Source organism: Pseudomonas sp. LPH60 (assembly GCF_030718165.1).
GTDB classification, from domain to species: Bacteria; Pseudomonadota; Gammaproteobacteria; order Pseudomonadales; family Pseudomonadaceae; genus Aquipseudomonas; species Aquipseudomonas danubii.
Genome location: NZ_JAVAJH010000010.1, coordinates 52,549 through 71,294 on the forward strand (window position 1 = coordinate 52,549; position 18,746 = coordinate 71,294).

The 18,746-nt window shown below is 65.0% G+C and carries 15 protein-coding genes and 1 pseudogene; 14 read left to right on the plus strand and 2 right to left on the minus strand.

Features of this window, described 5'->3' with window-relative positions; translation table 11 throughout:
- Nucleotides 1-22 precede the first annotated feature (22 nt).
- The 14 genes and pseudogenes from Q8O96_RS28360 to Q8O96_RS28425 all read left to right on the plus strand — a co-directional run bounded on the left by Q8O96_RS28360 (nt 23) and on the right by Q8O96_RS28425 (nt 16,035).
- Nucleotides 23-1,945, plus strand: coding sequence for a phytase (locus Q8O96_RS28360; RefSeq protein WP_305949859.1), 1,923 nt, complete (start codon nt 23-25; stop codon nt 1,943-1,945).
- A gap of 91 nt (nt 1,946-2,036) precedes the next feature.
- Entirely contained in the window at nt 2,037-2,747 is a 711-nt protein-coding gene (gene tolQ / locus Q8O96_RS28365) for a protein TolQ (RefSeq protein ID WP_108545627.1), read from the plus strand.
- Nucleotides 2,748-2,763: 16 nt separating this feature from the next.
- Nucleotides 2,764-3,210: a protein TolR gene (gene tolR, locus Q8O96_RS28370; protein WP_060840012.1), complete on the plus strand. Its 447-nt coding sequence runs from the start codon at nt 2,764-2,766 to the stop codon at nt 3,208-3,210.
- Nucleotides 3,207-4,019 carry an energy transducer TonB gene (locus Q8O96_RS28375; protein WP_305949860.1) on the plus strand — a complete coding sequence of 271 codons (813 nt, stop codon included), beginning with the start codon at nt 3,207-3,209 and terminating at the stop codon, nt 4,017-4,019. Before tolR ends, Q8O96_RS28375 begins: the two co-directional genes overlap by 4 nt.
- Nucleotides 4,020-4,181: 162 nt before the next feature.
- Nucleotides 4,182-5,069 carry a Dyp-type peroxidase gene (locus Q8O96_RS28380; protein ID WP_060840010.1) on the plus strand — a complete coding sequence of 296 codons (888 nt, stop codon included), beginning with the start codon at nt 4,182-4,184 and terminating at the stop codon, nt 5,067-5,069.
- Between the two features lie 17 nt (nt 5,070-5,086).
- Nucleotides 5,087-6,055 carry a Gfo/Idh/MocA family protein gene (locus Q8O96_RS28385; RefSeq protein ID WP_305949922.1) on the plus strand — a complete coding sequence of 323 codons (969 nt, stop codon included), beginning with the start codon at nt 5,087-5,089 and terminating at the stop codon, nt 6,053-6,055.
- 347 nt (nt 6,056-6,402) lie between these two features.
- Complete coding sequence (locus Q8O96_RS28390; RefSeq protein WP_305949861.1) at nt 6,403-7,275, plus strand: class I SAM-dependent methyltransferase; 873 nt, start codon at nt 6,403-6,405, stop codon at nt 7,273-7,275.
- A gap of 726 nt (nt 7,276-8,001) precedes the next feature.
- Nucleotides 8,002-8,393: pseudogene (locus Q8O96_RS28395) on the plus strand (OB-fold nucleic acid binding domain-containing protein); the annotation flags it as partial.
- Between the two features lie 824 nt (nt 8,394-9,217).
- A complete protein-coding gene (locus Q8O96_RS28400; protein ID WP_305949923.1) occupies nt 9,218-9,877 on the plus strand; it encodes a CsgG/HfaB family protein in 660 nt (219 codons plus the stop codon).
- A gap of 28 nt (nt 9,878-9,905) precedes the next feature.
- On the plus strand, nt 9,906-10,277 hold the full coding sequence (locus tag Q8O96_RS28405; protein WP_305949862.1) for a DUF4810 domain-containing protein: 372 nt from the start codon (nt 9,906-9,908) through the stop codon (nt 10,275-10,277).
- Entirely contained in the window at nt 10,274-10,933 is a 660-nt protein-coding gene (locus Q8O96_RS28410; protein ID WP_102864846.1) for a DUF799 domain-containing protein, read from the plus strand. Before Q8O96_RS28405 ends, Q8O96_RS28410 begins: the two co-directional genes overlap by 4 nt.
- Before the next feature lie 237 nt (nt 10,934-11,170).
- Nucleotides 11,171-12,889 (plus strand): ATP-binding protein, encoded by a 1,719-nt coding sequence (locus tag Q8O96_RS28415; protein WP_102864847.1) that lies wholly within the window; start codon nt 11,171-11,173, stop codon nt 12,887-12,889.
- Nucleotides 12,890-12,999: 110 nt separating this feature from the next.
- Complete coding sequence (locus tag Q8O96_RS28420; protein ID WP_305949863.1) at nt 13,000-15,666, plus strand: excinuclease ABC subunit UvrA; 2,667 nt, start codon at nt 13,000-13,002, stop codon at nt 15,664-15,666.
- 135 nt (nt 15,667-15,801) lie between these two features.
- A complete protein-coding gene (locus Q8O96_RS28425; protein ID WP_102864849.1) occupies nt 15,802-16,035 on the plus strand; it encodes a DUF465 domain-containing protein in 234 nt (77 codons plus the stop codon).
- Between the two features lie 169 nt (nt 16,036-16,204).
- Here Q8O96_RS28425 and Q8O96_RS28430 read toward each other — a convergent pair whose 3' ends face one another.
- Entirely contained in the window at nt 16,205-17,308 is a 1,104-nt protein-coding gene (locus Q8O96_RS28430) for an SMP-30/gluconolactonase/LRE family protein (protein ID WP_305949864.1), read from the minus strand.
- 25 nt (nt 17,309-17,333) lie between these two features.
- Nucleotides 17,334-18,509, minus strand: a complete 1,176-nt coding sequence (locus Q8O96_RS28435; RefSeq protein ID WP_305949865.1) for an SRPBCC family protein — start codon at nt 18,507-18,509, stop codon at nt 17,334-17,336.
- Nucleotides 18,510-18,746: the final 237 nt, after the last annotated feature.

Consider the following 18,746-nt stretch of genomic DNA (forward strand, 5'->3'; position numbering starts at 1 on the left):
GACTGCACCTCCAAGGATTGTGATGAGCACTGTATCGATCGCGAAAGCCACTCTGCTGGCGCTGTGCATTGGCCTGGCCAGCAGTGCTGCCCAGGCCGCCCCCAGCGTGCCGGGCCTGACCCTCAAACCCTGGGCCGAGCAGACCCCGGGCGTCACCGGGCTGGGCTTCGTGCCCGCCGGCACAGGCGCCGACCGGCTGCTGGCCAGCGAGCGCGAAGGCCTGTTGCTGCTGGATGAACAGGGCCGCCAGCTGGCCCGCTTCAAGGGCTCGTTCAACGGCCTGGACAGCCGCGCCGCCGGCCAGCAACTGCTGGTGGCCAGCCTGGACAACGAACGCCAGCAGGCACTGCTGCTGAGCCTCGACCCGAAGGCCCGGCATTGGGGCCAGCCGCTGTACCTGCCGCCCCGCGACTTCCCGGTCAACGGCCTGTGCCTGTACCGCGACGAGGCCAGCAACCTGTTCCTGTTCCTGGTGGGCGAGGAGGGCAAGGGCGAGCAGTGGCTGGTGGGCCACGGGGCACAACTGAGCGCCGAGCCGCGACGGGTGCGTGGCCTGCCGCTGCCGCCGGAGGCCAAGTTCTGCCAGGTGGATGACGCCGCCCAGCAACTGCTGGTCAATGAACAGAACGTCGGCTGGTGGGCCTACCCGGCCCACGCCGAAGCCGACACTGCACGCCAGCCGGTGGCCCTGCGCGCGCCCTTTGGCGAGATCAGGAAAAGCGCCGGGGCCATGGCCCTGGTGCCGGGCGGGGTACTGGGCCTGGACCCGAAAGCCGCGCAACTGCATCTCTATCAGCAGCAGGAGCAGGGCTGGTCGGCCCAGGCCACCTTGCCCCTGAGCGGCCTCAAGGAACCGGAAAACATCGCCCTGCGCGCCAGCGCCAAGGGCCTGCAAGTGTTGCTGCGCGATGACGAGGATGGCCGCCTGTACCAGGGCCAGCTGGACTGGCAGGCCCACGCGCCGGCCCTGCCGCCGGTATTGCCCAACGTGCAGGCGGCGGTGCAGAGCGAACCGGTGGGGCGCCAGGGCGATGCCGCCGATGACCCGGCGATCTGGGTCCACCCGCAGCAGCCGTCCCTGAGCCGGGTGCTGGGCACCAACAAGAAGCAGGGCCTGCTGGCCTACGACCTGCAGGGCAAGCTGTTGCAGGAACTGGCGGTGGGGCGCCTGAACAACGTCGACGTGCGCCCCAACTTCAAGCTGGGCCAGCAGACCGTGGACCTGGCCGTGGCCAGCAACCGCGACCGCAACAGCCTCAGCCTGTTCGCCATCGACCGTGCCAGCGGCGAGCTGCGCGAGGCCGGGGAGATCCCCACGCCGCTCAAGGCGATCTACGGCCTGTGCCTGTTCCAGCCCGCCAGCGGCGAGGTCTATGCGATTGCCAACGACAAGGACGGCACCTTCGTCCAGTACCGCCTGAGTGCGCCGTCCGGCAGTGCCCAGGGCGAGCTGGTGCGCCAGTTCAAGGTGGCCAGCCAGCCCGAGGGTTGCGTCGCCGACGACCAGCGCCAGCGGCTGTTCCTGGGGGAAGAGGACGTCGGGGTCTGGGCCCTGGACGCCCGCCCCGAACAACCGGCGACCCTGCACAGCGTGATCAAGGTCGGCGGCCTGTTGCAGGCCGATGTCGAGGGCCTGGCCCTGTACCAGAGCAACGCCCGCGACTACCTGGTGATTTCCAGCCAGGGCAACGACAGCTATCTGGTGCTGGACGCCGAGCCGCCGTTCGCTTCCCACGGTGCCTTCCGGGTCGGCCTCAACGCCGCGGCGGGGATCGACGGCGCCTCGGAAACCGACGGCCTGGAAGTCACCTCGGCCAACCTCGGCGGGCCCTGGAGCCAGGGCCTGCTGGTGGTCCAGGACGGGCGCAAGCGCATGCCCGAGCAGACCCAGAACTTCAAGTTCGTGCCCTGGGCCGACGTCACCCGGGCCCTGAAGCTGCCCTGAGCGGCTGTCATCACCCGGTCATCGGCATGTCATCGAATAGCCCCGCCGGCACGGCTCAGGCCCCGGCGGGCACCCGCGAAGGAGTTTCACCATGCAAGCCACACTCGAACACATGAGCATCTGGGGGCTGATCAGCGATGCCAGCCTGTTGGTCAAGGCGGTGATGCTGACCCTGCTCCTGGCATCCCTGCTCAGCTGGTACCTGATCATCCAGCGCGGCGCCGTGCTGCGCGGCCGTGAGCGCCGTTGCAACGCCTTCATCCAGCGCTTTCGCGCCGCCCCCGAACTCTTGCCGCTGTACCGCGAAGTGGCCCGCAAGGCCGACGGCGAAGGCGGCGTGGAGCCGATCTTTGTCGCCGGCTATGAGGAATTCGGCCACCTGCACGGCGCGGCCGGCGGCGCCGCTGAAGGCGTGCTGGAGGGCGTGGAACGGGCCTTGTACGTGGCCATCAGCGAGCAGGAAACCCGCCTGGAAAAGGGCCTGCAGTTTCTTGCCACCGTGGGCTCGGTCAGCCCCTATATCGGCCTGTTCGGCACCGTGTGGGGGATCATGAACTCCTTCCTCGGCCTGTCCCAGGTGCAGCAGGCGACCCTGTCCACCGTGGCCCCGGGCATCGCCGAGGCGCTGATCGCCACCGCCATCGGCCTGTTCGCGGCGATTCCCGCGGTGATCGCCTACAACCGCTTCTCGGCCCGCAGCCAGACCCTGCTGACCCGCTACTACGCCTTTGGCAACGAACTGCAGGTGCGCCTGCACCGCACCTTGCAGGGCACCCCGAGCCACCTGGCCGTGGCCGCCTGAGAGAAGGAGCAAGCCGATGTTAGTCAGGCCGCAACGCAAGCACGGACCCAAGGCGGAAATGAACGTGGTGCCCTACATCGACGTGATGCTGGTGCTGCTGGTGATCTTCATGGTCACCGCGCCGATGCTCACCCAGGGGGTGAAGATCCAATTGCCCAAGGTCGCCAGCCAGGCCCTGGCCACCGACAGCCGCCAGCAGATCCTCACCCTGTCGGTGAAGGCCGAGGGCGGCTACTACTGGAACCTGGGCAGCGAACTCGACACCCGGCACCAGACCGACAGCGCCGTGGACCTGGAGCAGATGCGCGCCAAGGTGGCCCAGGTGATTGCCCAGCGCGGCGACACCCAGGTGTACATCCGTGCCGACCAGGATGCCGCCTACGCCAGCGTGGTGGCGGCCATGGCCGCGTTGCAGCAGGGCGGGGTGCACAACCTGGGGCTGGTGACCGAGGCCCCGCAATGACGGCGATGATCATCCACAGCCCCACAGTGCTGCCCATGGGGCCCGAAGCCTCCGGCTTCTGGCGCAACAGCCTGGCGGCGACCCTGGCCCTGGCCCTGCACGCCGGGGTGCTGGCGGCGCTGGTGCTGGGCTGGTCGGTGGACAAACCCCAGGTCGAGGCGCCGGCGGTGCTGACCACCCAACTGGTGATGCTGGCGCCTCCCGCCGCCCCCGCCGAACCCCTGCCGGCGGTGGCCGAGGTGGCACCGCCACCACCGCCCGCGCCAGCGGCTCCGCCGCCGAGTCAAGCCCAGGTAGACCCCCAGGTGCAGGCGCAGAAGCTGGAACAGGCGGCCCTGGCGCGCAAGCGTGTGGACGACAAGAAGCGTGAGCAGGCGCAGGAGCAGCAACGCCAGCAGCGCGAGCGCCTGGACGCCGAACAGCGCCAGCGCGACGCCGAGCAACGCCTGGCCCAGGAACAAGCCCAGGCCCAGCGCGCCGAACAGTCGCGGCTGGCCGCCGAGCGCGCGCGTCAGCAGGCGGCCCAGGCGGCGGCCGACAGCCGCCAGTACCAGCCCCTGAGTAAGGAGGCCCCGGACTACCCGCAGCGGGCCCTGGACAAGAACCTGGAAGGCGACTGCACCGTGGAATACAGCGTCAATCCCCAGGGCCGGGTGGAGAACCCCAAGGTCATCGACGGCTGCCACCCGCTGTTCATGCGCCCATCCCTGGCGGCGGTGGCGACCTTCCGCTACCAGCCTCGGCTGATCGACGGTCGGGCGGTGACGGTGCCGGCGGTGCGCAACACCTTTCACTATCGGATCCACTAGGGGCGCCCCGGCTTCGCCCGCCAGCGGCTGCTGGGCGGGCCGGGCAGCCCCTTGGCGCAGGCCGGAGCTGTGCTGTTGCCGCCGGTTGCCAATCCGTTGCGCAACGGCACTGACGCCTGCGCCGCACAGCGGTAAACTCCCCGCCTTTATTCAGGAGTTCCCATGAGTTACTACCAGCCCGGCATCCTCGCTGCACCCGTTCCGTCCCAGGCCCGTCATTTGTTCTTTGCCCTTGAGTCCCTTGAGGCGTTGCCCCAGGCCCTCGACCAGTTGCTGGCGCGGGTGGACGGCGCAACGGCGGTGGCAGGCTTTGGCGCATCGCTGGTCAAGGCCCTGGGCGCTCGGGTGCAAGGGCTCAAGGCGTTCCCGGCGCTGACCGGCGTCGGTGTCGACAACCCTTCGACCCAGCACGCGCTGTGGGTCTGGCTGCACGGTGAGGAGCGCGGCGAACTGATGCACCGCAGCAACGAGCTGGAGGCCGCGCTGGCCCCGGCCTTTCGTCTGGTCGGCATGCAGGAAGCCTTCCGCCACAAGAGCGGTCACGACCTGACCGGTTATGAAGATGGCACCGAGAACCCTCATGAAGAGGCCGCCGTGGCTGCGGCGCTGGCCGAGGGTGAAGACGGCCTGCGCGGTGGCAGCTTTGCCGCGATCCAGCAGTGGCAGCACGACTTCAAGGGCTTTGCCGCGATGCACCAGCAAGAGCGCGACCACATCATCGGCCGGCGCCTGAGCGATAACGAAGAGCTGGACGATGCCCCGGAATCGGCCCACGTCAAGCGCACCGCCCAGGAAAGCTTCACCCCTGAGGCCTTCATGGTGCGTCGTTCGATGCCCTGGATCGAAGGTGACAAGGGCGGCCTGATGTTCCTCGCCTTCGGTCACAGCCTGAACGCCTTCGAAGTCCAGCTGCGGCGCATGAGCGGCCTGGAGGACGGCATCGTCGACGGCCTGTACCGCATGAGCCGGCCGATCACCGGTGGCTACTACTGGTGCCCGCCGCTGCACAACGGCCAGCTCGACCTGCGCGCGTTGCAAGCGGCGAAATGAATACCGAGGCCGGGTCGCTGGGCACTGTACGCTGGGGCATGATCGGTTGCGGCAGCGTCACCGAGCGCAAGAGTGGCCCGGCCTTCTACAAGGTCCCGGGTTCGGCGCTGGTGGCGGTGATGGGGCGCCGGGCCGAGGCGGTGCGCGACTATGCGCAGCGCCACGGCATTGCCCGTTACTACACCGATGCCCAGGCCCTGATCGATGACCCCGAGGTGGACGCGGTGTACATCGCCACGCCCCCCGACAGCCATTACGCCTACAGCCTGCAAGTGGCTGCCGCCGGCAAGCATTGCTGCGTGGAAAAGCCCATGGCCCTGCATGCCGGGCAAAGCCTGGCCATGCAGCAGGCCTTCGAGCAGGCCGGGCTGCACTTGTTCGTGGCCTATTACCGGCGTTCCCTGCCGCGCTTTGCCCAGGTGCGGCAATGGCTGGCGGACGGGCGCATCGGTGAGGTCCGGCACCTGCACTGGAGCCTGAGCAAGGCCGCCTCCGAGGCAGACCGCAGCGGCGCGGCCAACTGGCGGACCGACCCACAGATTGCCGGTGGCGGTTATTTCGCCGACCTGGCCAGCCATGGCCTGGACCTGTTCCAGTACCTTGTGGGCGACATCGTCGAGGTGGCCGGCATCAGCCGCCGCCAGGCCGGGCTGTATGCCGCCGAGGACGCGGTCAGCGCCAGTTGGCGCTTTGCTTGCGGGGCCCTGGGCAGCGGCGCCTGGAACTTCGTTGCCGACCGCCGGGTGGACCGGGTGGAGATCATCGGCAGCCAGGGGCGCATCAGCTTTTCCGTGTTCGACGAGCATCCGCTGCAACTTGAAGCCGAAGAGACCCTGAGCCTGGTTATCGAGCACCCCGAGCACATCCAGTGGCATCACGTGCAGGGCATGAACGCTCATATCCGCGGCGAGTCCCGGCACCCGGCCCTGGCCAGCGAAGCCCTGAAGACCGATTGGGTGATGGATCGGATCCTGCAGCGCGGCTGAGCCAATGGCGGCGGTCTTTCGGGCCGCTTCGCCGGCAAGCCGGCTCCTGCGGGCGGGGGGATGTCTTTCCGTGTTGGAGCTGGGAAATGAAGATATTCAACCGTCGTATCTCCCATAGCGCTGAGCGCACACGGGGCTGGGGTAGTGCCTATAGAGCTCGCTGAGTTCGGTCAGGTCATCCTCGCTCAGTGGGTGCAGATATTTTGGCGGAAGCTTCATTGCGTTAAGCGCTGTATATAATAACAGTATTTCGCACAAAAAAATGAATTGCCCATTTCCTGGAAGGAGTTGCCTTAGTAGAATGTTTAAAGTATTTACAAAATTTGCTTAATTTATTGGGGATGGCTGTGACAACTGCTATTAATAAATTTCTGTTCAATTCAACGCTGACGAAGATTGGCAACGCATTACCTGCGCCGCTAAAGGACTGTGTCAAAAGTCTGATCCGTGTTCCAAGGCGCCGTGCCTTTGCGATGACTTACTACAAGACGCCGCTAAAGCTTGTCGACGAATGGGCGAGTAAGTACTCGGAAGACACTAATTTCTATTACAAACTTACTAAGAGTAATCGAAACCACTTGGCGCACCTGCTCGCCCATCTGACTGGAAAGCCTCTTGGTGAGATTACGAACTACTTTGACGAGCTCGAAGATGATAATGAGCTACGCACGCACATTGAGCGTGGAGTTAAGGAATCGGGCTACGGGAGCGACATCGTAGTTAATTATGGGCGCCGTATCGGCTGGTACGCCTTTGCCCGACTGATGAAACCAAAGGTTATCGTCGAGACGGGCGTTGATCACGGTGTAGGCTCTTGCATCTTGGCGAGTGCACTCTTGCGGAACGCTCAGGAAGGTTTTCCAGGCAAATACTACGGAACGGATATCAATCCCTGGGCCGGAAAGCTCTTGGAGGGCAAATACGCGACTGTCGGGCAAATTTTATACGGGGATTCGATCGAGTCCTTGAGAAAGATGGCTGAGCCCATCGACATATTCATTAACGATAGCGACCACAGCGCTGACTACGAGTACAACGAATATCGAACTGTTGAGCACCTTCTTTCCCCGCACAGCGTCATCCTCGGCGACAACGCGCACGTTAGCGACAGTCTTTCGACGTTCGCAGAAGAGACGGGTCGCCCCTTCATCTTTTTTGCAGAAAAGCCTGCCGACCACTGGTATCCCGGTGCTGGCATCGGCATATCGATTAGCGGTTAAGACGACCAGACAATCTACTTTCCGTGCTGTCGGTCCGTCTGTGCGTCGTGCCTGGAGCCCGACTGCCTCAAGAACGTCCCGCTAAAATGCACGAAATGGCCAAGACCGGGGGCGGGAAGGACACTTGGTTGTTTCTGCGCTATTACCACCTAGACGGGTGTGAGCTTGCGGGAAGGTCGCGCGCAGCCCGCTGAGCAAACAGCAAATTTCCCGAGTTATGCTGCAGTTTGTTTCAGCCGGTCAACCGCTACCTAGTAGTACTGCTTTGTCAGCTCAATCCCCGTGAAATGCTTTCCCTGCTCAATAGCCGCCAGAATGGTCGTAGCGCTACCTATGATGGATCCAGGACTCGGGAGCCGTAGGTGGTAACCAGAGGCTCCATAGGGCTAATGGCTTACCCACTTTGTGCAGCTTTTTACCGCGTTGCTGTTGGGCGCTGAACAAGCCAGACGAATACGTTTCGTCTGCCAGAGCCTCTTGTTGCCCCATACGAAGAACTTGGTCTGTGCGCCGAACCCGCGCTTGTAGGGCCGACTGCTGCCTCCCCCTTATCCCAAACGCCGATACCTCGCCAGGTAAAGCCGGCGGCTTGTAGCTCATCTGAGGTAGCGGGAAGCTGGCGCCAATCGCTAAACACGATTGTGAGCCCGCCAGCCTTGAGTTTTTCGAAGCACAACTACATCCAAAGCGCTGACCAGTGCAGATAACTGCGCTAGTCCTTGCCCTTACCACAGCCTTGGCACCACCCTGGGGCCCACCCTCTGGCGTTGCTGCGTGCGCAGCTCAAGGCCCGGCGCTGCCGCGGTTCCCGCGAGTTGCTGGCGGTGGAGCACGGGCGTTCGGTGAGCGTGGCCGGGCTGGTCACCGGGCGCCAGCGCCCGGGCACCGCCAGCGGGGTGACCTTCGTCACCCTGGAAGACGAGTTCGGCAACGTCAACGTGGTGGTCTGGCGCGACCTGGCCGAACGCCAGCGTCGGGTACTGGTGGGTTCGCAGTTGCTCAAGGTCGACGGCACCCTGGAAACCGAGGGCGAAGTGCGCCACCTGATTGCCGGGCGCCTGACGGATCTGAGCCCGTTGCTGGCTGGCATCAGCGTGCGCAGTCGGGACTTTCGCTGATTGCCGCCGAGCCTCTAGCGGTCTCAAGACTTTGCGTCTCCTACGTCGGAATGCCGCCCAAGCCGTTCGCAGCCTGCGGCAGCGGCTACACAAGCCTGGCTCGGCACCGGCCTGTAGCCGCTGCCGAGCTTTGGCGAGGCTGCGCAAAGGCCCGCAGGGCCTTGCTTGGCGATCTGCCGCCGAGCCTCTAGCGGTCTCAAGACTTTGCGTCTCCTGCGGAGCCGTTCGCAGCCTGCGGCAGCGGCTACAAAAGTCATGCTCGGCACTGGCCTGTAGCCGCTGCCGAGCCCTGGCGAGGCTGCGCAAAGGCCCGCAGGGCCTTGCTTGGCGATCCGCCGCCGAGCCTCTAGCGGTCTCAGGACTTTGCGTCTCCTGCGGAGCCGTTCGCAGCCTGCGGCAGCGGCTACAAAAGCCTGGCTCGGCACTGGTCTGTAGCCGCTGCCGAGCTTTGGCGAGGCTGCGCAAAGGCCCGCAGGGCCTTGCTTGGCGATCTGCTGCCGAGCCTCTGGCTGTCTCAGGACTTTACGTCTCCTGCGGAGCCGTTCGCAGCCTGCGGCAGCGGCTACACAGCTCCCGGCCCCGAGGTTTTGCGAGCGGAGACAGGTGGACGCTGATGATTTTTTATTCCTTTTCGGCATGGTGGCGCTTTGGCATAATCGCCGCCGATGATGCCCCCTGCATCAAGTTTCAGAACGTCCCGCCGATGCTTTTCCAGCCCCCACAGACTAGGGCCAGAGGCTTACGGCAGGGCGAAAGTGCATCGAGACGGTGCACCCAAATGGATACTCAAAAAGGAACCTAGAGTGAGAGTGATCTCGAAGTTGATGTTGTCCGCTGCAGCACTGGCGGTGCTGACGGGCATGAGCGGTTGTGCCACTGAAAGCTCCCGCGCCTTGCCGGTGGAAAAGGTCCAGAGCGCCAGCCAGGTGTGGACCGGGGCCCGGGTGCCGATGGCGGTGGGCAAGTTCGATAACCGCTCCAGCTACATGCGCGGGATTTTCTCCGACGGCGTCGACCGCCTCGGCGGCCAGGCCAAGACCATCCTCATCACCCACCTGCAGCAGACCAACCGGTTCAACGTGCTGGATCGCGACAACATGGGCGAGATCCAGCAGGAAGCGGCGATCAAGGGCCAGGCGCAGAGACTCAAGGGCGCGGATTTCGTGGTCACCGGCGACGTCACCGAGTTCGGCCGCAAGGAAACCGGCGACCACCAGCTGTTCGGCATTTTCGGCCGCGGCAAGACCCAGGTGGCCTACGCCAAGGTGGCGTTGAACATCGTCAATATCAGCACTTCCGAAGTGGTCTATTCCACCCAGGGCGCCGGCGAGTACGCCCTGTCCAACCGTGAAGTGATCGGCTTCGGCGGCACCGCTTCCTACGACTCGACCCTCAACGGCAAGGTGCTGGACCTGGCCATGCGCGAGGCGGTCAACCGCATGGTCGAAGCCATCGATGCCGGGGCCTGGAAGCCCGGCCGCTGATCAATACTGCTGACAGGGAGACGTAAGCATGTTCAAGACCTTCACCGCGCGGCCACTGCTGGCCGGCGCCTTGCTGGGCAGCGTTTTGCTGGCCGGCTGCAGCGGGCCGAAGACGCTGTACCAGTGGGAAACCTACCAGGCCCAGACCTACGAATACTTCAAGGGCGAGGAAGCCCGCGAGGCCCAGGTCGAGGCGCTGGAGCGCGACCTGCAGAAGATCAAGTCCACCGGCAAGGCGGTGCCGCCGGGTTACCACGCGCACCTGGGCATGCTCTACGCGGGCCTGGGCAAGGATGGCCAGATGGTGCAGCAGTTCAATACCGAGAAGGCGCTGTTCCCCGAGTCCGCCTCGTACATGGACTTTCTGTTGAAGAACGCCAAGCAGGGAGCCGCTAAATGAACTTCACCACCTTGCGCAACCTCCTGGGCCTGTTGAGTGTCAGCCTGCTGGTGGGCTGCGCTGCACCCAAGACCGTGGACTATTCGGCCTACAAGCAGGCCCGGCCGAAGTCGATCCTGGTGCTGCCGCCACTCAATGAGTCGCCGGACGTCAAGGCCACCTACAGCATGCTGTCCCAGGTGACCTTTCCCCTGGCCGAAGCCGGTTACTACGTGATGCCGATTGCCGTGGTGGATGAAACCTTCCGCCACAACGGCCTGACCAACCCGGCGGACATCCATGGCCTGTCGCCGGCCAAGCTCAACCAGATCTTCGGTGCCGACGCCGGGCTGTACATCACGGTCAAGGAATATGGCACCAGCTACATGTTGATCAGCAGCGAGACCGTGGTCACCGCCAGCGCCACCCTGGTAGACCTCAAGACCGGCACCACCCTGTGGACCGGCAGCGCTCGCGCCTCCAGCGAGGAAGGCAACAGCGGCAACAGCGGTGGCCTGGTGGGCATGCTGATCACTGCCGCGGTGAAGCAGATCATCAACACCTCCACCGACGCCGGGCACCCGATCGCCGGCATCACCAGCCAGCGCCTGCTGTCGGCCGGGCAACGCACCGGTCTGCTGTACGGTCCGCGCTCGCCGAAATACGGCACCGACTGAGGCCTTGCGGGCGGGCAATCCGCCCTTTGCCAGGGGGGCGCTTAGCGGCGTCCTCCTGGACTGGCCGGGATCGCCTATTCTGTGTGTTCAGTGCTGTTGAACCGGGCGTGTCCAGGTTTTCCGGTCCAGGGCTGAAAACCGTGAAACCATCCGCCCGGGCCGTGCTCAAAGGCTCTGGAGGCTGTGCGCAACCTCTTGAAAACCCATGCTGTATCACGTTTTTCGTAGAGTCCGTTCATGCCGTTCTTATCAGATCATCACGGGTGCCAGGGGTGGAAAGGCGAGATGGCCGAACGCATCCGTGCCTTCGACTGGTCCGTCACCAGCCTGGGTTCATTGCAGCACTGGAGCCATAGCCTGCGCAGCACGGTGCAACTGATGCTCGGCTCGCCGGTGCCGATGGTGATGCTCTGGGGGCCGCTGGGCTACATGATCTACAACGATGCCTACGCGGTGTTCGCTGGCGGGCGCCACCCTTATCTGCTGGGCTGCGCGGTGGAGCTGGGCTGGCCGGAAGTGGCCGAGTTCAATCGCGGCGTGATGAACACCTGCCTCAGTGGCGGCACCTTGTCCTATCGCAACAAGGAACTGGTGCTGCTGCGCAACGGCGAACCGGAAAACGTCTGGCTGGACCTCTACTACAGCCCGGTGGCCGGTGATGACCAGGCACCCGCCGGGGTCATTGCGATCGTCGTGGAAACCACCGCCCATGTGATTTCCGAACAGCGCCGCCAGGCCGCCGAGGATGATCTGCGGCAAATGACCCGCAACCTCGAGCAGCGGGTGCTGGAAGAGGTCAATGCACGGCTGAGCGCCGAGGAGCAGTTGCGTCAGGCACAGAAGCTTGAAGCCATTGGCGGCCTCACCGGTGGCGTGGCTCATGACTTCAATAACCTGCTGCAAGTGATTTCCGGCAACCTGCACCTGCTGGCCCGCCATGAGCCGGACAACGCCAATGTGCAGCGCCGTACCGGGGCTGCACTGGCGGCGGTGGAGCGCGGGGCCAAGCTGTCGACCCAACTGTTGGCCTTTGCCCGACGCCAGCCGTTGTCGCCGGCGATCTACAACCCGCACCATCTGTACGAGGGGCTGGGTGAACTGCTGCAGCGTGCCCTGGGTGAAACCATTGCTATCAAGGTGCAACTGCCCGACCAGCCCTGGTGCATTCATGTGGACCGCAATCAGTTGGAAAACGCCGTGCTCAACCTGGCAATCAATGCCCGGGACGCCATGGGCGGCGAGGGCACCATCAGCATCAGCGCGGAGAATCTGCTGCTGGACCGCAGCTTCTGTACCGGCAAGGACATCATCCCCGGCGAGTACCTGCGCCTGACCGTGGCCGACAGCGGCAGCGGCATGTCCCCTGAAGTGCTCAAGCAGGCTTTCGAGCCGTTTTTCACCACCAAGTCCGACGGCCATGGCACCGGCCTGGGCCTGAGCATGGTGTTCGGGTTCGTCAAGCAGAGCGGCGGCCATATCGACATCCTCAGCCTTCCCGGGCAGGGCACCCGGGTGCAGATGTATTTCGCCCGCAGTGCCGCTCAGGAGGCCCAGCGTGCGCCGGCCTGCCCGGCGCGTGGGCCAGGAGGGCAGGCGTGCATCCTGGTGGTGGAGGACAACGCCGATGTGCGCAGTGCAGCGGTGGAAATGCTCAAGCACGAGGGCTATCAGGTGCGTGCCGCGACCAATGGCGATGCCGCCATGCAATTGCTGATGGCAGGGCTCAAGGTCGACCTGATCTTCACCGATGTGGTGATGCCCGGTCTGATCAAGAGCACCGATCTGGCCACCTGGGCCAGGACCCAGGCACCGCCGATTGCGGTGCTGTTCACCTCGGGGCACACCCGGGACATGATTTCGCGCAATCATCAGCTCAGCCCGGACACTCATCTGTTGAGCAAGCCTTACGGCCCCGAGGACCTGAGCGCCATGGTGCGCTCCTTGCTGGGGGCCTGAGTCCTTTGCGCACCGCCGCTTCAGGGCTTGCCCCGGCACCTGCAGGTTGTGTGATGATCGCCGCTCGCGCCGTTTGCGACACTTCCCGAATTTCGACTCCAGGCAGGTCCATGACTTCTTCGCGCAACGCCCCCCATGATCCCCTGACGCGCACGCTGCCCACCCACAGTTCCGGTTTTGTCCGGGTGCGTGGCGCCCGCGAACACAACCTGAAGAATGTCGACGTGGACATTCCCCGGGATGCCCTGGTGGTGTTCAGTGGGGTGTCCGGCTCGGGCAAGTCGTCCCTGGCCTTCTCGACCCTGTACGCCGAGGCCCAGCGCCGCTATTTCGAATCGGTGGCGCCCTATGCCCGACGGCTGATCGATCAGGTGGGGGTGCCGGATGTGGACCGGATCGACGGCCTGCCGCCGGCGGTGGCCCTGCAACAGCAGCGCGGTACGCCGAGCACGCGTTCTTCGGTGGGCAGCGTGACCACCTTGTCCAGCCTGGTGCGCATGCTCTATTCCCGGGCCGGCAGTTACCCGCCGGGGCAGGCGATGCTGTATGCCGAGGACTTCTCGCCGAACACACCCCAGGGTGCCTGCCCCGAGTGTCACGGCCTGGGCCGGGTGTATGAGGTCAACGAAGCGACCATGGTCCCGGACCCTTCGCTGACCATCCGCCAGCGCGCCGTGGCTTCCTGGCCCCTGGCCTGGCAGGGGCAGAACCTGCGGGACATCCTGGTGACCCTGGGCTACGACGTGGACATTCCCTGGCGCGAACTGCCGAAAAAGCAGCGCGACTGGATTCTCTTCACCGAGGAAACCCCCACGGTGCCGGTGTACGCCGGGCTGACGCCGGAGCAGACCCGTGAAGCCCTCAAGCGTCAACAGGAGCCCAGCTACATGGGCACCTTCAGTGGTGCCCGGCGCTACGTGTTGCACACCTTCACCCACACCATGAGCGCGCTGATGAAAAAGCGTGTGTCGCAATTCATGCGCGGCAGCCCGTGCCCGCTGTGCGCAGGCAAGCGCCTCAAGCGCGAGGCGCTGTCGGTGACCTTTGCCGGGCTGGATATTGGCGAACTGTCGCGCCTGCCGTTGCTGCAACTGGCCGAGGTGCTCAGGCCCGTGGCGGCGGCCGACTACCTGGAGCAGGCGGCGGCCGGTGATGAGGTGCTGAGCCAGGCGCAGACCCGGGCTGCGCGTCAGCAGCGCCATGCCCAGGGTGCCCCGGAGCACCGTGGCGCGCCGGATGTGCGGCATACCCCCAACCTGTCCCTGGAGAAGCGCCTGGCCGCGCAACGCATCGCCCAGGATCTGCTGGAACGGGTCAGTACCCTGACCGACCTGGGGCTGGGTTACCTGGCCCTGGAGCGCAGCACCCCGACCCTGTCGTCCGGCGAGTTGCAGCGCCTGCGCCTGGCCACGCAATTGGGGTCGCAGTTGTTCGGGGTGATCTATGTACTGGATGAGCCTTCGGCGGGCCTGCACCCGGCGGACGCGCAGGCCCTGTTCGAGGCCTTGCAACGACTCAAGGCCGCGGGCAACTCAGTGTTTGTGGTGGAGCACGATGTGCAGACCATGCGCCGCGCCGACTGGCTGGTGGACGTTGGCCCGGCGGCGGGGGAGCGCGGCGGCCAGGTGCTGTATAGCGGGCCGCCAGCGGGGTTGGTCTCCATCGAAGCCTCCCAGACCCGGGCCTATCTGTTTGCCGAACAGGCCCCGACCCGGCGTACTCCGCGCCAGCCCCGGGGCTGGCTGCGCCTGGAGGGCATCACCCGCAATAACCTCAAGGACCTGGACGCGGCGTTTCCCCTGGGCTGTTTCACCGCCGTGACCGGGGTTTCCGGTTCCGGTAAATCCAGCCTGGTGAGTCAGGCCCTGCTGGAACTGGTGGGGGCCCACCTGGGTAAGGTGGCCGGCGGCGAGGAGGCGCCGCAGCTGGACCTGGAAGACGACGAGCCGCAGAGCAGCGGCGGCCGGGTCAGTGCCGGCCTGGAGCAGATCAAGCGCCTGGTGCAGGTGGACCAGAAACCCATCGGCCGTACCCCGCGCTCCAATCTGGCGACCTACACCGGGTTGTTCGATCAGGTGCGCAAGTTGTTTGCCGCCACCCCCGCCGCCCGGGAGCGCGGCTTTGACGCCGGGCAGTTTTCCTTCAACGTGGCCAAGGGCCGTTGCTCGGCCTGCGAGGGCGAAGGCTTTGTCAGCGTCGAGTTGCTGTTCATGCCCAGCGTCTTCGCCCCGTGCCCGACTTGCCAGGGGGCCCGTTACCACCCCGAGACTCTGGCCGTGACCTGGCAGGGCCTGAACATCGCCCAGGTACTGCAACTGAGTGTCGAACAGGCCTTGCCGGTGTTCGCGCAACAGCCCGGCATCCGTCGCGCTTTGCAAGTGCTGCGCGACATCGGCCTGGACTACCTGCGCCTGGGCCAGCCGGCCACCGAGCTCTCCGGCGGCGAGGCCCAGCGCATCAAGCTGGCCACCGAGCTGCAACGCAATGCCCGGGGCGCCACCCTGTACGTGCTGGACGAACCCACCACCGGCCTGCACCCACGGGATGTGGACCGTCTGCTGGAACAGTTGGACAAACTGGTGGAGGCGGGCCACAGCGTGGTGGTGGTCGAGCATGACATGCGCCTGGTGGCCCAGGCCGACTGGGTCATGGACATCGGCCCGGGCGCGGGCGACCAGGGCGGCACTCTGGTGGCCTGCGGCACGCCGGCGCATGTGGCCACGCAGCGCAACAGCCGTACCGCGGCGTTCCTGGCCCAGGCCCTGGCCGGAAATTGATCCAGAACAGGTGCCCGTGACGAACGGTGACCGCTGGTCTGATTGGCGGTCGACAGACCCGGGGCGCCGAGCCCATTCTGATCACTGGCAGGGGCGTAATGAAGCCCTTGTTGCCATCAACCACGGAGGTGTTCCATGCCGGTGATCCACGACCTTTACCAGGACCTGAGCTGCAGCAAAGAGGACATTCAACAGCGTCGGGCCAGTGACCCCCACCTGAATGCGCTGTTCGACAAGTACACCAGCATCGACAACCAGGTGCTCAAGGCCGAAGCAGCCGCCGCCGCGGACGACGAACTGAAGAAACTCAAGGAAAAGCGCCTGCTGATCAAGGACGAAATCTCCGAGAAACTCACCGCCCGTTCCTGACCTCCCAAACTGTTGCGAGGGAGCTTGCTCCCCCAGGGCGGCTTGCCGCCCTAACTTCTGCAGCGCGGCTTGTCGCCTAAACTTCTAGCAGACTGGCTTGTCGTCCTGACTTCTCCCAGCGCGGCTCGTCCGCCCTGACCCCCGCAGTGGCTCCCCGCAACTCTAACCCTCAAGGCGCCAGCGCCTCCTTCAATGGCAGCCGCGCCATGTGGCTGGCACTCAAGGAGCCCAGGTACAAGTCATCTCCATACTCGCGCACCGCGGTGATCGGCGAGTAGTTGCCGCTGCTGCCGTCCTGCAGGTTGGCAATCACCCGGCCCTGGGTATCCAGACCCAGGACAAAGCCGCGCTTTTCCACCGGCTTGGGCAGCACGGTCATGGCCCGTACCAGCATCTTGCGCACCAGGGGATAGGCCGCGGTGCCATCGAGCAGGGCATTGCGCGGCGCATACAGGGCCACCCAGAAGCGCTCCCGGCCATTGAAACTGAGGTTGTCCGGCAGCCCCGGCAGGTTGTCGATGAACAGGTCATGGCTGCCGGCCTTGTCGCCCTTGAGCCAGTAACGACTGATGCGGTAGGCCCCGGTTTCATTGACCAGGACAAACGCCTCGTCCGGTCCCAGGGCAATGCCGTTGGCAAATTCCAGGCCTTCCAGCAACACCTCGGTGGTGCCGCTCTGGAAGTCGTAGCGCAACAGGCGGCCGTCGCCGCCATGCTCGATCACCGCCTCGCCGTCGTGGCCATAGCCCCAGCGGCTGCTGGCGTCGCTGAAGTAGGCATAGCGCCCGGCGGCGTCCACCGCCACGTCGTCGGTGAAACCGAAGTTCAGGCCATTGGCGGCGGTGCTCAGGGTCTGCAATTGGCCTTGCGGGTCCAGGCTCAGCAGGCCCTTGATGGCATCAGCGATGATCAGGCGTCCATCCGGATGCCGGGCCAGGCCCAGGGGCCGGCCGCCGGTGTTGACCAGCACCTTGAGGGCGCTGCCGTCGAGGCTGGTTTGGATCACCCGACCGTCATGCAGGCCGGTGATCAGTTGGTCCTTCTCCAGAAGCAGGGCCTCGGGCCCGTCGATGTCCCGAGCGCCCACGGGTTGCACCGCCTTGAGCTTGTGGTTCTCGGCATAGGTGCCCTGGCTCAGTGAGGGGGCGGGGGCCGGGGTCCAGGCCACCGGCTGGACCCGGGTCGGTGCCAGTAGCAGGAACGCCAGGATCGCGACCACCAGCAGCAGGAGGATGCGGGCGGGGGAGAAGCGTCGGGGGGCAATCTGATTCATGCAAGGACTCCTGTCAGGGTCGGCTTCAGGATGGGCTGCTGGCCGGGGCGGTGGTTGTCAGCGGGATGGCCTGTTGGGCCGTCTCGCACAATGCCAGCAATGACGCGGCGGATTCTCGCTCTATCCGCCGTTTGAATAACAGCTGATTGCCCAGGCGCATCAGCAGGTTGTCGAAGCGGTATTCCAGGGTCCGCACAAAGCGCGTGCGTTCGCCCGTCAGCGCTTGGCACTCATAGGTCACTTGCAGCTCCAGGCCATGATCGCCCCGGGCGGTGGCACGCCAGCGGTGCCCCGGCAGGTACTCCCGGACCTGCCAGCTCAGGTGGCCGCTGCGTCCGCCGGCATGGATGTCTTCCTCGAAAACCTGCCCGGCGAACAGGGGGCCATCGTCACCCAACACGTTGAGAGAGGATGGATGCCATTGTGGCCAGCAGCGTGGGCTGGCGGCGTAGGCCAGGGTGGCGGCGGCGCTGCGCGGGATCTCGATCTGATGCTGCATGCGGGTCATGGGCGTGGACTCGTCAGGAAAGGGAGCGGGGGCCGGTACTTCTTCCGGTTGCCAGTGCAAGGTGCCGAACAGCCAGTCCATCAGCGGCAGGACGATATTGAAATTGCGCGTCTGCATCAGCTCGCGGCGGTGATGCAGCTCATGCAGACGGCGCATTTGCCGCACCCAGGGCAGGCGCGCCAGGGGATGACTGGCGGGCAAGTGCTCACAGGCATGGAAAATTTCATAGGCCAGGTAGCCGACCAAGGTGCAACTGGCGAACAGCGCCGCGATGTTGCCGTTCCACAGGCGCAGCAGCGCCCACAGCGGCAGGGCGAACAGCAGGCTGTGGACCACGATCAGCCAGGCCGGAAACAGGATCACCCGCCAGTCTTTGCGCTCTTCATAGGTCATCAGTCCCGGGGTGAAGAAACTGTGGTGGTCGCCGGTATGCCGGGCATAGAACAGCCGGGCGAAAGGCTGCTTGTGATGCCCCAGCCAGCGATGCACCACGTAGATGCACAGGTTGAAGAACAGCAGCGACACCGGCACCGCCAGCCATTCCGTGGGCTGCACCCGCTCCAGGGTGCTGCACAGCACCGCAATGCACAGCGCGCCGTAGGCAAGCACGAAGCCGCCATGCAGCCAGGGGTTGTAGCGCGGACTGACCGCGGCTCGATACTGCTCGCGAAAGTGTTGGGTGGTGGTTCGCACAGCGCTGTTTCCCGTTGTTGTTCTTGTGGGCAGCAGCGTAGCCGTCGCCCCTTTATCCAGCCAATGGACAGTGGGATTGAGCGGTATTCATCAAGCTGAACCGGCGGTGAAAAGCGGTCCGGGAAAGGGGGGCGAGGCGGTAGCGGGGTGAATGAAAGATTGACGCCAGAATAGTGGCTATTTAGTATTTTGCCATCAAATTGATATCACTTTTGCTGATGTTCTGTTTCTTTTGAC